This window comes from Dysgonomonas sp. UBA7630, assembly GCF_002483985.1.
Lineage (GTDB): Bacteria > Bacteroidota > Bacteroidia > Bacteroidales > Dysgonomonadaceae > Dysgonomonas.
This window is the reverse complement of record NZ_DLIY01000017.1, coordinates 21501-37697: the sequence shown is the minus strand read 5'-3', so window position 1 is coordinate 37697 and position 16197 is coordinate 21501. Positions and strand designations below refer to the sequence as shown.

The 16197-nt window shown below is 39.3% G+C and carries 10 protein-coding genes; 4 read left to right on the top strand and 6 right to left on the bottom strand.

Translation table 11 applies throughout. The features are described from left to right. Positions 1-204 precede the first annotated feature (204 nt). Both B3P17_RS07035 and bamE read left to right on the top strand, forming a co-directional pair. A complete protein-coding gene (locus B3P17_RS07035; protein WP_252637214.1) occupies positions 205-1188 on the top strand; it encodes an FKBP-type peptidyl-prolyl cis-trans isomerase in 984 nt (327 codons plus the stop codon). Positions 1189-1342: 154 nt separating this feature from the next. Further along, entirely contained in the window at positions 1343-1999 is a 657-nt protein-coding gene (bamE, locus tag B3P17_RS07030) for an outer membrane protein assembly factor BamE domain-containing protein (RefSeq protein ID WP_252637215.1), read from the top strand. Positions 2000-2076: 77 nt separating this feature from the next. Here bamE and yidC read toward each other — a convergent pair whose 3' ends face one another. Together yidC and B3P17_RS07020 are read right to left on the bottom strand one after the other, a co-directional pair. Continuing rightward, a complete protein-coding gene (gene yidC, locus B3P17_RS07025; protein ID WP_252637217.1) occupies positions 2077-4029 on the bottom strand; it encodes a membrane protein insertase YidC in 1953 nt (650 codons plus the stop codon). 26 nt (positions 4030-4055) lie between these two features. Continuing rightward, positions 4056-5669, bottom strand: a complete 1614-nt coding sequence (locus tag B3P17_RS07020; protein WP_252637219.1) for a CTP synthase — start codon at positions 5667-5669, stop codon at positions 4056-4058. Positions 5670-5954: 285 nt separating this feature from the next. Here B3P17_RS07020 and B3P17_RS07015 point away from each other — a divergent pair, with 285 nt between their 5' ends. Continuing rightward, on the top strand, positions 5955-7160 hold the full coding sequence (locus tag B3P17_RS07015) for an FAD-dependent oxidoreductase (RefSeq protein ID WP_252637220.1): 1206 nt from the start codon (positions 5955-5957) through the stop codon (positions 7158-7160). A gap of 64 nt (positions 7161-7224) precedes the next feature. On the opposite strand, the gene B3P17_RS07010 is transcribed toward B3P17_RS07015, so the two are convergent. The 3 genes from B3P17_RS07010 to B3P17_RS07000 form a co-directional block, all read right to left on the bottom strand. After that, on the bottom strand, positions 7225-9477 hold the full coding sequence (locus B3P17_RS07010; protein WP_252637222.1) for a GH92 family glycosyl hydrolase: 2253 nt from the start codon (positions 9475-9477) through the stop codon (positions 7225-7227). A 128-nt stretch (positions 9478-9605) separates the two neighbouring features. Further along, complete coding sequence (locus tag B3P17_RS07005; RefSeq protein ID WP_291104701.1) at positions 9606-10766, bottom strand: PepSY domain-containing protein; 1161 nt, start codon at positions 10764-10766, stop codon at positions 9606-9608. A gap of 91 nt (positions 10767-10857) precedes the next feature. After that, on the bottom strand, positions 10858-13257 hold the full coding sequence (locus tag B3P17_RS07000) for a TonB-dependent receptor (protein WP_291104698.1): 2400 nt from the start codon (positions 13255-13257) through the stop codon (positions 10858-10860). A gap of 660 nt (positions 13258-13917) precedes the next feature. Between B3P17_RS07000 and lpdA the strand changes: the two genes are divergently transcribed. After that, the gene (lpdA, locus tag B3P17_RS06995; RefSeq protein ID WP_252638289.1) at positions 13918-15273 is read left to right on the top strand and encodes a dihydrolipoyl dehydrogenase; all 1356 of its coding nucleotides are present in this window, start codon (positions 13918-13920) and stop codon (positions 15271-15273) included. 15 nt (positions 15274-15288) lie between these two features. Here lpdA and B3P17_RS06990 read toward each other — a convergent pair whose 3' ends face one another. Further along, positions 15289-16158: an NAD kinase gene (locus B3P17_RS06990; RefSeq protein WP_252638290.1), complete on the bottom strand. Its 870-nt coding sequence runs from the start codon at positions 16156-16158 to the stop codon at positions 15289-15291. Positions 16159-16197: the final 39 nt, after the last annotated feature.

Here is a 16197-nt window from a genome sequence, read left to right as displayed (position 1 = left end):
AGTGATATAAATAGAAGGTCTAAATTCGATATAATTTTGTAGTATAGCTCTCTTTTTGTTGGTTCGGATACGCCTGTGCATAAATATTTAACAAAACTAAAGCGGTTGTCAAATTAAAGAATAAAAATGCTATTTTTGTAGCTTGATGTAAAAAACACATTTTCAGAAACTATAAAATCGCATATCTATTAAATTTGAAATAATATGAAGAAATTTTTACTTTTCTCTTTTGCTTCTTGTGTCATGCTAAGTCCAATGGCTTTGTCGGCACAGAAAAAAACTTCGGCACAAAAGCAGCCTCTAAAAGCAGGTGTTGCAGCGGCGAAGCCTGTTCTTAAAACAGAGATGGACTCATTGTCTTATATGTTTGGCGCCAGTCTTTACGAGCAAGGATTGTCTATGTATCTACGCCAACTTGGTGTGGTTGCCGATACTACAGGAGTGGAGTCTGCAATGAAGCGTGATTCTATTTTAAACGCTAATAAGAATAACAGATCTGAGTTTATTGCAGGGCTAAAAGCAGGATTGGATGCTCCTGAGGAAAAAAATGCATACAACACAGGGCTTTCGGTAGGGGGGCAAATCCTGAAACAAATGATGCCGGGGCTTTTGCAGCAGATGTATGGTGAAGGGTATACAGAAAAGTTTAACAATGATGCTTTTGTGTCAGCGATGTATACTGCTATGAGTGGCGGTACTTTTGATATAGAAAATCCGGCAGAAGCATTCAACGAAAAAATGCAGGATGCTCAAGCTAAGATGCAGGCAAAACAAGAAGAGGCACAGAAAGCTCAGTATGCCGATCAGATAGCTGAGGGCGATAAATTTATGGAAGAAAATAAGGCGAAAGATGGGGTTGTGACTTTACCTAGCGGCTTGCAATATAAGGTTATCACAAATGGTACAGGAGAAAAGCCAACCGCTACGGATCGTGTGAAAGTTCATTATCACGGTACATTGATGGATGGAACTGTGTTCGATAGTAGTGTGGAACGTGGGGAACCGACTGTTTTTGGCGTTGGTCAGGTGATAAAAGGATGGACAGAGGCTTTGGAATTGATGCCGGTTGGTTCGAAATGGATTCTGTATATCCCTTACGATCTTGCTTACGGAGGAAGAGATGCAGGCAAAATCAAACCATTCTCTAATCTTATATTTGAAGTAGAGCTTCTTGAGATAGAAAAATAATTTCTGAGAAATTAAGATATAGAAGGTCGCTTTGTTTAGAAGGCGACCTTTTTACATCCTATTCTTTTTGATGTATTTAAAGAACTCTCAGACTCAAAATATTGTTTAATCTATTATAAGTATTAATGATAATAACGAAACAAAACTATTAAAGATGAAAAAACTGATTTCGTTTTTGATTATATCTGTTGTATTCATCTCTTGTGGGATGTTTAAGACTCTTGATTTAAGTAAATTGAGAACGGGTATGACAAAAGAGCAGGTGGTGCAAGCTGTTGGTGACCCTAGCCGAATATTAGCTGTGAATAATACACAGAATGGATATCAGGAGGTTTTGGAATACAGAACCCCAAGAAATGAGGTTTATGCTTTGGAATTTATTGATGACTATCTTGTAGGGTATGAATTCTTATACGAGGATGTTGAATATATAGCTCCGGCTCCTCCGATGATATTACCGGACTATGGCAGACCTATCTATATCGATCGTCCTAGTCGTCCAAGCAGACCTAGTCGCCCTAGCCGTCCTGAGATAGATCGTCCCGGAAACTCAAGCTCCGGTCGTCCTAGTCGTCCGGGAGAAGCAACTCGTCCCGGAAATTCCAGTTCGGGTAGACCTACTACGCCTAATGAGCCAACAAGACCTGAGCGTCCATCGAACGAACGTCCGGCAGCAAGACCAAACGAAAGTACTCGTCCATCTGCATCTAGTAGCGGAAGACCAACCAACACGAACGATAAGAGTAGTGGAAGAAGTGCAGAGAAAAAAACAGAAGAAAGTAGCTCTTCAAGAGCAACAAGAGAAAGATAATCTAAAGATTCCGGATACAAATAAAAGAGACTGATTCTGTATAGGAATCAGTCTCTTTTTATTTAGTGACGTTTATATTATCTTTTCTTCTTTGTACTGTTCGATTTGTTTCTTTCGTTCAGCTGTTGCTGTTGTATACGTTGAGCTTCTGCCAGACGTGCCATAAAGCCAGATTTCTTCTTTGGCTTAGCTTTGTTTGCTTCCAACTTAGCTAATACTTTTTCTTCGTTGATAATGTAACGGAAAGCAATAGTAAGCAATATTGTAATCAATAATGAAAGGAAGTAATAGTATGTAAGTCCTGACGGATAGTCATTCAACATAAACAAGAAGATAAGCGGCATCAGATACATCATCCATTTCATACCCGGCATCTGCTGTTGTCCGGTGTTGGTCATCTCCATATTGAATTTTGTATAGACAATATTTGTAATGGTCATCAGAATACAGAATAAACTGATATGAGTTCCAATCAATGGGATATGATTTTTCCATTCAAAGATGGCATCATAAGTCGATAAGTCGGTAGCCCACAAGAAGCTTTGTTGACGCAGCTCTATCGCATTAGGGAAGAACGAGAACAAGGCGATCAATATAGGCATCTGAAGCAGCATCGGTACACAGCCACTCATCGGATTGACCCCCGCCTTACTATAGAGAGCCATTGTAGCCTGTTGTTTTTCCATTGCCTGCTCCTGCTTCGGATATTTCTCGTTTATTTCTTCTACCTGAGGGCGTAAGACACGCATTTTGGCAGAAGACATAAATGACTTGTATGTCAGAGGGGAAATTACTAATTTAACAATGATTGTTAGTAGTAAGATTACAATACCCATAGATAGTCCGGTATTGCTCAATAAATTAAATATAGGAACTATAAAGTATTGATTAACCCAACGGAATAAAGTCCAACCCAGTGGAACCAGTTTGTCTAAATCTAGTTCTTTGTTTGCGTCTTTAACATTACTGTCATAGTTCTTCAACAAAGAGTAAGACATTGGTCCTAGGTAGTAAGAGAATCCTGCCGTGATGCTCTCTGGTGTTGCTCCCGGTTTTGCAGGTACATATAGTGTTGCTTCAAAGCTTTTCAGGTACTCGCTGTTTTCGTCCGTTTGCAAAACTTTCGAATTAAGGAGAGCTGTCTCTATTTTGTCGTCAGCAATTAGGATTGGAGCAAAGAACTGATTTTTGAAGGCGATCCATTTTGCAGGCTCTTTAACTTCTATTTCTTCATTTTTATCACTGCTCATTTCCTTTACATCACCACCCACATATTTGTAAGTGAGGTGAGAATAACGCTGTTCGTTCTTTACGCTTTTCTCTTGTCTGCGCATTCTCTGTGACCACTTCATCTCGAATATATCGCTATAAGTACGAGCTAGCATCGGCTGCATGCCTACCATATTGATGTCGTATTTCATCATGTAGTCGTCATCAGCCAGTTTGTACACAAAATCGATATACTGGCTGTCTGAATATGCATAGCGCATGATCAGCGAGTTGTCACCTTCTTTTTGTATAGGAGTAAATATCAATTTGCCTGTACTCAAAACCTTCTGTTGCTTGTTGGTCAGCAATAAGGTAAAGTCGGCATCATTGTTGAACAGGTAAAGAGAGTCGGTATTCTTCTTGTCGTCTCTGTTGTAGCTCATGTAGTCCTTGAGCTGAACACGAACCATTCTTCCCCCTTTGGTAGAAAATGTAGCTTTTAGTTTGCTGTTTTCAAGGGTTATGAATTGTTCTTGTTTTTGTTCTGCTGATGGAAGCGAGTCTGTAACTGCTACAGTAGAGTCGCTTTGCTGAGCCGAAGCACTGAAGAAATCATCAATCTTCTCGGTCTTTTTTTCAACTACAGAGGTGTCTATTTTATTTTCTTGCTCACGTTGCAGAGTTTGAGCATATTCGATAGAATCTTTTATGCGCTGTTGCTTCTGGCGTTCGATGTCTTCCGACGAAGGCCTACTCAATAATGTGAATCCAATAATTACGGCTGCGATCAGGATAAACCCGGTAATCGTATTCTTGTCCATTTATAATTATATGTTTTATTCCTTTCTTATTTTTTTTCTTTATTCTCTACGACGGCTTTTATAAAGCTTAAAAACAATGGATTGGGTGAAACGACCGTGCTGTTGTATTCCGGATGGAATTGTACGCCTAAGTACCATTTTTTTCCGGGAATTTCTACCACTTCCACAAGATCCATTTCCGGATTGATTCCTGTGCACTTCATTCCATTCTTTTCAAAGTCTTCTCTGAAATCGTTATTGAATTCAAAGCGATGGCGATGACGTTCTTCTATCATCTTTTTGCCATAAGCTTTGTATACAAGAGAACCTTTTTCCAATTCGCATTTATATGCTCCAAGACGCATTGTGCCACCCATATTGGTGATATTCTTTTGCTCTTCCATCAGGTCTATCACCTTAAATGGAGTATGATTATTCATCTCGGTAGAATTGGCTTCTTCCAGACCCAGCACGTTGCGAGCGAATTCAACAACCATGCATTGCATACCCAGACAAACTCCAAATGTAGGAACGTCATGTTCGCGGGCATATTTTAATGCATGGATTTTACCTTCCATTCCTCTTTGTCCAAATCCCGGAGCAATAAGTATGCCATCCATTGATGACAGTGTTTTCTCTATATTCTCTTCGGTCAGTTTGTCAGATAGTATAAAGTGGAGGTCGAGCTTATGCTCGTTATATGTTGCCGCTTGCAGCAACGATTCGTTGATAGATTTGTATGCATCGGGTAGCTCAACATACTTACCTACCAGTCCTATTTTAATTGTACTTTTGGCATGTTTTTTCTTACTTAAGAAGTCACGCCAAGGTTGCATTTCAGGTTTTTCTCCTATTGGCATTCCTAATTTACGGAGAACTATCTCGTCCATATTCTGTTCCTGCATCTTGAGTGGAACTTCATAAATAGTAGATACATCGACAGACTGTACCACAGCGTCTACTTCTACATTACAAAATAGAGCAACCTTACGCAATATATCTTTATTCAACGGATGTTCGGTACGCAGAACAAGCATGTCAGGCTGTACCCCTTCCGATTGTAATTGCTTTACGGAGTGCTGTGTCGGTTTTGTTTTCACCTCTTTTGCTGCTGCAATATAAGGAACATAAGTAAGGTGTACACACAGGCAGTTTTTGCCTAGTTCCCAACGCAACTGGCGTACGCTTTCGATAAAAGGAAGTGACTCTATGTCACCTACTGTACCACCAATTTCTGTAATAACAAAATCATAGTTGTATTTTGTGCCCAACATTTTGATGTTGCGCTTAATCTCATCTGTGATATGAGGTACGATCTGAACAGTTTTACCCAGATAATCACCTTTTCTTTCTTTGTTGATCACATTCTGATAGATACGTCCTGTGGTGATGTTGTTATCTTTATGTGTAGGCTGATTCAGAAATCTTTCATAGTGTCCCAAATCGAGATCGGCTTCATGTCCGTCAACGGTTACATAGCATTCGCCATGCTCGTAAGGGTTTAGTGTACCGGGGTCGATGTTGATGTAGGGGTCTAATTTCTGGATAGTTACTTTATAACCTCTGGCTTGTAGTAGTTTACCTAGTGAGGATGCTATAATACCTTTACCTAAGGAAGATATGACTCCTCCTGTAACAAATATATACTTCGTATTAGCCACGACTTTACGTTTTATTTTTTTAGACTCTAAAAAGAAAGGACAAAAGTAAGAAAAATATTTGGATACTCATTGCAAAATAAGAGTAGTCGAATCCTTAAAATGAAAATAATTATTAAAGAATTTATCTCTTTGGTTTTGACTTGCAGTCTATTAGCTGAGATGAAAAATGCCTAAAGTATAAACAGGTAATATTGAATAGCTTTTTTGAGGGTATGGTTAGAATGTAAAATATCTTTATTTCATACATTCCTTGTATATTTGTATAGAGTAAAAAAAATGAAGAGCATGAGCCAAAAAGTATATGATTGTATCGTTGTAGGAGGAGGCATAAGTGGGGTTACTTTTGCACACTATCTGAAAAAAGAAGGTAAAGCCGTATTGGTCTTGGAGAAAAATAAGAATACCGGAGGGCAATTGCAGACAGGACATCTTTCTGTTCAACCAGACTTCTGGTACGAGCTTGGGTCTCATACTTGCTACAATTCATATACCAGCCTGTTATCTATCGTGAAAGAAATACGAAGAACAGACATAATAGTTCCTCTCGGAAAATTCAGTTATGTGCTCTATACTTCGGGTAAGATAAAAAGTATTATGTCTGAAGTATCCAAGCTATCATGTCTACTTCACTTTCCGAAGTATTTCTTTTCAGACAAAGCAGGAAAAACTACCCGCGAATATTTTCGTCCTATCGTAGGGGCTTCTAATTATGACCGGCTCTTTACGAATGCCTTCAAAGCTGTGATCTGTCAACCGGCGGATGATTATCCTGCGGAAATATTTCTTAAGAAGAGAGACAAAAGAGAAAAGGAAATTTCACGACGTTTTACATTCAAAGGTGGCTTATCGTCCTTTATCAATGCAGTAGTAGAGAGCGGAGATCTTGAAGTCAATACTTTAAGTGAAGTGATTGATATAAAGAAAGAAGGCGATGTCTTTTTGCTTTCAACAGCAAGCGGGCAAATCTTTTATGCACGAAATATTGCTATGGCGGCAAATCCGAAAGTGAGCTCTAGTATGCTTAAGAATATAGAACCCGAGTTAGCCAGATTGTTATCCTCCATCCCGATATTTGCTTCCGAATCTTTGAACATTACTATAAAGAAAGATAAAATAGAGCTGAAACAAATAGCAGGTATTATTCCTTTGTCAGACGACTTCCTTTCGGCAGTATCCAGAGATCTGATAGAGAATGACGAGTATAGAAGCTTTACTTTTCACTTTGAGAAAGGCAAAAAATCAGAGAAAGAAAAGCTGGAGCTAATATGCAATGTATTGAATATTCACCAATCTGATATAATAGAGATTTCATCCATAGAGCATAGTTTGCCTGCAATGCGATTGGAGCATTTGCATATGGATGAGAAAGTACAAGCTATGCGAAAGAACAATAGTGTTTATCTGTTGGGCAATTACTACTACGGTTTGTCTTTGGAAGATTGTGTGAACAGGTCTAAGAATGAGTTCGAGAGATTTAAGAGCAACTTATAATTCTTTATAAATCTAAAGGGAGTGAAGAATATCCTTCTTCACTCCCTTAGAATGATATTGTATCTTATTTACTTGGTTTCAGTATATAGGTAATTTCTTTAGCTCCTGTCAACGCTTCATGAGATAGAGCATATCCATTCAATGTTTTGCCGTCAACTCTCACTTCTTTTATATAATTTGCCGCTACATCCTGAGGTTTAATCACATTAATAACAACCTTATCCGACTTATAGTACTTCGGATCAAGTTTGATTGTTATTTTGCTGAATGTAGGAGTCGTCAGTGTATAGTCAGGTTTTCCCGGACATTCGGGATACATTCCCATCATGCTGAATACAGCCCAGCCCGATATAGTACCTGTGTCATCATTGCCCGGAAGTCCTCCCGGTGTATTTGTGAAATGCTTGGCTAGTATCTCTGTCACAAGCTTTTGTGTACGCCATTCTTCTCCTTTGATCTGGCTAAACAGGTACGGATAGTGTATGTCAGGCTCATTTGTTACATCGAAATAACCATTATCGAATACAGCTTGTAGCTTATCTACAAAGCTTTTCTTGCCTCCCATCAGCTTGATAAGTCCCTGTATATCGTGCGGAACAGCAAATGTATAATTCCACGCATTCCCTTCGTGGAAACCCGGATTAGGTTCGAAATTCGCACCTTGTAATGGGCTGAAAGGAGTTAAGAATTCTCCGTTAGGCAAGATTGGTCTGAATGTACCATATTCTTTGCTGTAGTAATGCTTATAGCCTAGCGAACGTTTATAAAACTTTTCTGCATCTTCTTTTTTGCCCAAAGAGTTTGCCAATTCGGCTAATGTCCAGTCTGCCATATAATACTCTAAGGCATGAGAAACTGAATTGTCATATTTTTCTCTTAGTGGCACATAGCCCAGTTTCATATAATCATCATTATCGGGACGAAGTAAGTTTTGAGGTCCCGGAGTAGTTGCAGACTTTATGAACGCCTCGTATGCTGTATTGATATCAAAGTCTCTTAATCCTTTCATCCATGTGTCTGTAATTACAGGGATGGCAGGGTCTCCTTCCATTGTTAGCGATTCGCGAGAATATAATTCCCACTTTGGCATCCAGCCCGACTCTTTATACATATCTATCATGGTGCGTACCATCTGCAACTGACGATCGGGATACAAGAGGGTCATCATCTGGTGCAGGTTGCGATAGGTGTCCCACAATGAATATACGGTATAGCGGTTTTCTTTCGTTGTTTTTATCTCCGAGCTTTCCATTGCCGGGTATTGTCCGTTTACATCCTGTAAGATATTCGGGTGGATAAGCATGTGGTAAAGCCCTGTGTAGAATACTACCTTTTGGTCTTCCGAGCCTCCTTCTACAAGGATGCGTGAGAGGTCGTCGTTCCACATTTTGCGTGCTGCAAGACGGATAGCATCGAAGTCGGGTTTTGGTTGTTCCTTTTCGAGGTTCTGGCGTGCGTTTTCCATGCTTACAAAAGAAACTCCCATTTGCACTTCTACCGTTTCTCCTTCTGTGCAGTCGAAAGTGAAGTAAGCTCCTACATCATCGCCGGCTATTTCCTTTTCGTATTTTGTATAAATCTTATATGTTCCTGCATCTTTGTTCCAATCTTTTTCCCAGTCTCCTCCGGGGCGTTGGAATTTCCAGTAACCCGATTTTTGTGGGGCTTTGCTTACACGCATCACAAAGTAAATAGGAAATACAGCTTGATTTTGAGTATAGCAGAATGTTCCAAGTAGTTTCGTTCCCTCTATCTCAGTATCGTTTACTTTACGAACCATTGCGCCTGTTTCGTTTGTGAGACCTTCTCCTAAATTGAGCAAAATGTGATTCTGACCTTTAGGGAATGTGAAACGAGCTATACCTACTCGAGGTGTTGCACTAACTTCAGTTTTGATATTGTACTTGGTCAAGAAATTAGTATAATATCCCGGTGTTGCTTTTTCATCTTTGTACTTACTCCCGTATTTTTTATAATCTACTTCCAGTTCGCCGCTTATAGGCATCAAGAGTAGACTACTCATATCGGGGCATCCCACACCACTGAGGTTGACATGCGCATAACCCGTAAATACGCTATTGTCGTACGAATAGGGAGTAGACCACCATCCGGTGTCTTTGTCCCTTTTGTTTTCGGGCGAACCCATCACGTTGAACGGTGTTACCGACATAAATCCTTGAGGACACATCGCTCCGGGGTTCGTTGTTCCGTAGTTTGTTGTTCCTATAAATGGATTTACATAGTCAACAGGATCTGTTTGAGCAGACAGGCTGGCTGTTACTAGTGCTATGCTTATTGTTAATAGTATTCTTTTCATTTGTATGTTTTTTTGTTACACTGGGTGACAGGGTATTATCTAAAAAAGGTGACAAAAGTAACAGGTTTTCACTCATTCTTATTTGTCACCTTTTGTGTTACATTTATTATCTGATAATAGATAAATTACTATTTACTTTTTGTATTGTAACCTTCGGCTACGATGCTGTAGTTGGTGATACTTTTAGGTATATCCAATTCTATTAATCTTTTTTCGCCACCTAGCAGGTTGATATATCCATCAGAGAAGTAAGCAGGGAGTAATATCTCTTTAGAGTTTTTGTCTACTACATTTAGTTTTACCGCAACTGCTAATGTTTTTGATGGATTTGATACCTCTACCCATGTTTTACCTTTGTTGCTGATGGTTTTAATAGTTACAGTTGTTGACGGTAACGTATTTATGGCTTCGTATGATTTTTTATCTCCATTTGTCATCCAGTAATCATTGATTGATAGCACTTTCCCTTTTGCATCTTTTAGTTCAAGGCGTGCCAGATACAACTGAGGTAAGTTATTTCCTTTTTCGGGAACAAAACATTTAGTTGCTGAGTTTGCTTTTGCGTCTAATTTTATATTCTTCTTATATAATTCTTTTCCTTGAAAATCGATGAAGCGCAGGCCTGCTGTTACAGATTTATAATCATTCAATGTTGTATTAATAATCATAACATCATTTTCCGGTAAATTCATTTGTATGTGAATAGGCTCGCATGCTTTTTTTGCTCCGAAATAAGATCCCGGTGTTTCGTAATCGTAAGTATATGTTTGCCATATCATACTTGGCCATGCCGGATGGCTCATCCAAAGAATAAGTCCTGTGATTATTACAATCACAAAAACCAATGTAGAATAACCTACAATGGGTTGCCCTATACTGTAAGGAAGCCAAAGTGAAAAGTGCCCCATACCAATGAAATCCCAGAAGTCGTAACCAGAAGAACCTTCAGCGCCTTTCACCGATATCACTTTACCCGTATAAGGATCCATTTGCAGCGAATAATTATACCCTTGTCCACGGAAAGTTGCTTTAATTGGCGCATCTTCCGAATACTCTATATAATCAGGTGTTTTATCTTTAAATTCTTTCTTGGCAACTTCTATTACCGATGAGGGCCGAACAACCGTCGTATGTTTGCCTTGCGATACTTCGGGCAGTTTTTCCTGATCTACCCATCCATTCAGCTTTAATGCCCAAATAGCTCCCGTCAGGCATACAATAAAAAAAACAAGCCCGGAGATAAGCCCCAGGTAAAGATGCAGTTGATAAGCTATCTTTTTGAATGTCATGAGAGTTTTTTTTATTAGAAAATTTAAAGAAGGTATCCCAAAAGTAATTTTTATTATTAAAATATTACTTTTGGGACAACCTCATTATTTCTTAGAATCTATAATTCAATGCAAGAGATATGGTACGCAATTTCTGCGGTGTAACTGTACTCCATCCTCCATAATATTTTTTATTGGCGAGGTTATCCCCTTTCAAACTGATAGTATAGTTATCTCCATTATAAGAAACCAATGCATTGAAAATAGTATAACTTGGTAAAGTGAAACTACCGGTTGAGTGTCGGTTGAGTGTTTTATATTCTGATGCGTAGTTAGCACCTGCGCCTATTCCCCACCCTTTCAGTGAACCTGTAGTCAATTTGTAGCTTACCCATGCATTAAACAAGTTTGCCGGACCTGACTCTTCCGATCTTAGACCGATATAATCGCCATCGGCAGCATCCTTTGTTATCTTATTGTAATTGTGGCTATAACCCGCAATCATATTCAACCCTACAACAGGATTGGCGATAAGGCTTACTTCTACCCCTCTGCTTTTTACCACTCCACCTTGAATTACATTCAACACATTCGCCGGATCAGCCATCGTTTTGTTAGAAACTTTGATGTCATAGTAACTTACAGTCAACGAAACTCTATCGCTATACAGATTGCTTTTCACACCCACTTCCCACTGATTTGCTTTCTCTGGTTTCAATATCTTCATAGAAGTATTACCCGAACCATCGTGCTGCGTTACAGGTTCAAGATTTTGAAAACCATTCATATAATTGGCAAACAAAGAAAGATGTTGTAAAATTGGCTGGTAAACAAGGCCTAATTTTTGAGAGAAGGTTACCTGATTTTTCACGTCTTTAGTTTTCCACGAAGTTGATGCTGAATAGTTATCCAAACGAAGTCCTACTAATGCAGACAGTTGAGGAGTAAAGTTGACAACATCAGACAAATAGGCACTCCAGATCTTAACGGTAGAATTGGATACACTTCCCGGATCAGCAGCCAAGAGAGCATCCACTCCGGTAGCGGTAAGCACGCCTGTATCTGTCTGATTGGCAAGCGACACTACGCCGTTTGCAACCCAAGCATAACTATTATCCTGATATTCTTTCTGTAAATAATCTAGACCAAAAACAACTCTGTTACGCATGTTACCAAACTTATGATCTCCTGTAAAATTTTGCTGAACATTTATAGCATCGGTAGAAGAATTTAATCTGGAGATGTAGCGTGTAAAATCGCTACCATTTACATTATCCCATAAATATTGATAATACCCGTCCGATTTTGTATTGCTGGCAGCTACAATGGTCTGCGAGTTCCAGTTTTCATTGATTTTATATAAAGCCTGAGCTTGCATACCATAGGTCGGATTGTTGAGAGCAAGACGATTACTTGTATATGATTTCTTATAGTTCTTTTCAAACAAATCCATATTTGAGAAAGTAACGGGAGCAGAACGGTATAAGAAAATCATAGGAGCTGTTGTTCTCTCCAACGATTTATATTCCGTATTAATAAAGAAAGTCAAGCGATCTGAAGCCTTAAACTTAAAGCTAGGAGCTATAAAAAATGATTTTGAATAACCATTATCCTGAAATGTATTTTCATAATGGTAAGCTCCATTTATCCTCATACTGGCTTTGTCGCTCAAGGGAGTGTTTACATCCGCTGTTACTCTATTTAACCCATAACTACCTGTAATGTAACCAAACTCTCCGCCAAAAGTATCATACGGTTTCTTGGTAACAACATTGATCAGACCACCATAATAAATAAGGTTTCCACCGTAAAGTGTTCCCGAAGGACCTTTTACCACCTCTATATTTTCCACATTTGCCGGATCCAAAGCTCCGTTACTGATGTTAGCCACACCATTCACAATAGTAGGTTGCAAAGAAAATCCGCGCATGGTGTAATATTCCGCACCATCCCCTGCACGTCCGGTACTTTCCCACAATCGGGTTATACCTGTCGCATTTTTCAATGCTGTATTGAGGCTTGTAACGACTTGTTCTTTAATAACCGTCTTGTTGATTGTATTATATACCTGTGGATTTTCCAAGTCGGCAAGAGGGAGTTTAGCAACCGATGCGCTTATTTTTTCGGCAAATGGGTTCTTCTTGGTTGCTATAATTTCTATCTCTTGCAGATTTTCGGTCGTTTCGTTCAAGAAAACATCCTGAACCTGTAGATCTTTGCCTGACTCTACAGCGACTTCAACTTTAGACAATTGCAGTCCCACAGATGAGAACAAGAGCGTGTAACGTCCGGCATGAACGCCTGATATCTTATAGAATCCTTGAGAATTCGACATCTCGCTCCTATGTAATTCTTCTATCGTTATACTAACGTTAGAAGCTGGTTTTCCATCAGAAGTAAATACCCGACCACTTATAACAGCCGATTTTTGCTGTGCTGACAATGATATGACAATGCCCATAAGCAAAAACATTATACCGAACAGGCGTAAAGAAATACGTTGTTGTTGCATTTGTAAGTAATTTTATGATAATAATTTTGTATGTTAATCAGCTTAACACACGTATGTTTCAGATATACGTAAACAAAGTTTATTTCTACTATCAAAAGATTATAGATATTTTAGTTATCCTTTGGGATGAGCCCGGCATTTTTTGTCTCCTTAATTTGCTTACTCGTTTATATAAAAATAAACACTGCTTTTTCGGCACAAAAATATAAATCAGTACAAAAAGCTACAATCACCATAAATAATGATTTTGAATAGAAAAAACACCTACTTTCAGGTATATAAAGATTAATTATAATTACAGGGGAAAGGTGATAACATTGAAAGAGTAGACATCTTTCACACAAATAAGCTGAGACGATGTATTTAAGGAATGTAAAGCAAAAAACAATAGAAGGTCGAATAATCTAACTTCTATTGGGAGGAACAAATCACTAAATTCCCTATCTTTACCATGTTGCTATATCTTATAATATGACAAACTCGTCTTGTATAAAAACAATAAGATTTTATCTTTATGAGAGTAGGCACAGAGGATAAAAAGGTAACAGATAAAGACAGCGATAAAACTGTCACTTTTGTCACCTTTTGCTCATAAGATACTGAAAATGAATATCAATTATTTTTGTAACCTTGTTACTTTTTTTACTATATAATTAGAATATGACTTTATACGATGTTGCTATTATTGGAGGAGGGCCCGCAGGTTATACCGCAGCCGAAAGAGCTTCTGCCAACGGATTAAAAACTGTATTATTTGAAAGAAATGCATTGGGTGGCGTATGCCTCAATGAAGGTTGCATCCCTACCAAAACACTTCTATACTCGGCAAAGACCCTAGATAATGTAAAAAACTCTGCAAAGTATGGAGTCGGCGTAGAAGGAAGCCCAACTTTCGATCTGCCTAAAATAATTGCCCGCAAACAAAAAACAGTGCGTAAGCTGGTAGCCGGCATCAAACAGAAAATGGCTGCTCATGATGTAACAGTAATCATAGGCGAAGCAACTATCGAAGGGGAAGACGGAGAGCGTAATATCGTCATATCATGCAACGGTGAAACGATTACCGCAGCAAAGGTATTGTTATCTACAGGCTCTGAAACAATTATTCCTCCCATCAAGGGACTCAGCGAATCAGGGTACTGGACATCGAAAGAAGCGTTAGACAATAAAGGCGTACCGGAATCTTTAGCCGTTATCGGAGGGGGAGTTATCGGTGTCGAATTTGCTTCATTCTTTAATAGTCTGGGAGTAAAAGTGACAGTAATAGAAATGTTACCCGAAATACTCGGAGCAATGGACAAAGAACTATCTGCCATGCTTCGTGCAGAATACACCAAGAAAGGTATCGACTTTCACCTGAACACCAAGGTCGTTGAAATAAAAGACGGTCAGATTATTATCGAAAAAGACGGGGTACAATCGACAATCGAAGCCTCTCAGATATTATTGAGTACAGGACGACGCCCTGTTACAGCAAACCTAAATCTGGATAAGCTAAATATCGAGTTGTTCAGAAACGGCGTGAAAGTGAATGAGAATATGCAGACATCTCACCCCAATATATATGCATGCGGAGATATTACAGGATATTCACTCCTGGCACATACTGCGGTACGTGAAGGAGAGGTAGCCATCAATCATATACTGGGTAAGACCGACAGCATGAGCTACAAGGCAATACCGGGAGTGGTATATACCAACCCTGAGATTGCAGGAGTAGGACAAACAGAAGAAGAGCTTACGGCTAAAGGTATAAAATACACTGCCCACAAGCTACCAATGGCATATTCGGGACGCTTTGTGGCTGAGAATGAACTGGGAAATGGCGTTTGCAAACTGATCATCGGCGAAGATTCAAAAATCATAGGTTGCCACATGTTGGGTAATCCCGCCTCGGAACTGGTGGTTATAGCCGGCATTGCTATCGAAAAAGGATTTACTATAGAAGAGTTTCAAAAGATTGTATTCCCTCATCCTACAGTCGGAGAGATTATACATGAATCCCTGTTCTTATAATCTTACGGGAAGGCCTTAGCTCTGTCGGGGATCAACACCCCACATGAGCTTATTTCTCAACGTTTTGTAGAAGGTATTATCTTTCCGTTTTAATACCTGAAGGGTAAAATCTGCCTTCTTTACAGTCAGCTTCGTCCCTGCCTGAAATACATTAGACCTTCCGTCCAATGAGATGAGAAAACTATTGTTACGGCTTTCTACATCAAAGGTGATAATGCTGTCGTCTGTTATAACCAAAGGTCTGTCTCCCAAGCTATGAGGGGCTATGGCAGCAATAACGAAGTTGTGAGCATCGGGTGCTATTATCGGCCCTCCTACACTGAGTGAGTATGCCGTAGAGCCTGTAGGTGTAGCCATAACAAGTCCGTCAGCCTCATACGAGGTCAGGTATTCGTCGTTGATATATGCATGCACAGTAATCATCGAAGCGGTATCCTGCTTCATAATAGCCACTTCGTTGAGAGCATAGTTGAAGCCATGATATATCTTATGTTCGGTAGTCAGATGCAATTGGCTACGATGTTCGATACGATAGTTACCCGAAAATACATCTTCGAAGGTAGCTTCCAGATCTTCTTCGCCTACATCTGCCAAAAAGCCTAATCGTCCGGCATTTATACCGAGTATCGGAATATTCTTTTTGCCTATTACGGATGCCGTACGCAGGAATGTTCCGTCTCCTCCGATTGTTACCACGAGGTCAACATCGAACTCATCGTTCTTTATAATACCTGCGACACTATATTGCAAGTGATGACAATCTCTTAGGTAGTAATAGAATTTCTCCTGAAGATAGATTTCTACGTTGTTATCGTTTAAGATTCCAAATAACTTTTCGACCTGTTCTTTCTTCTGATGCTTGCTACCGAATATGGCTATTTTCATCGCATTTACTTTTAACGGAACCTATTTATATACAAACAA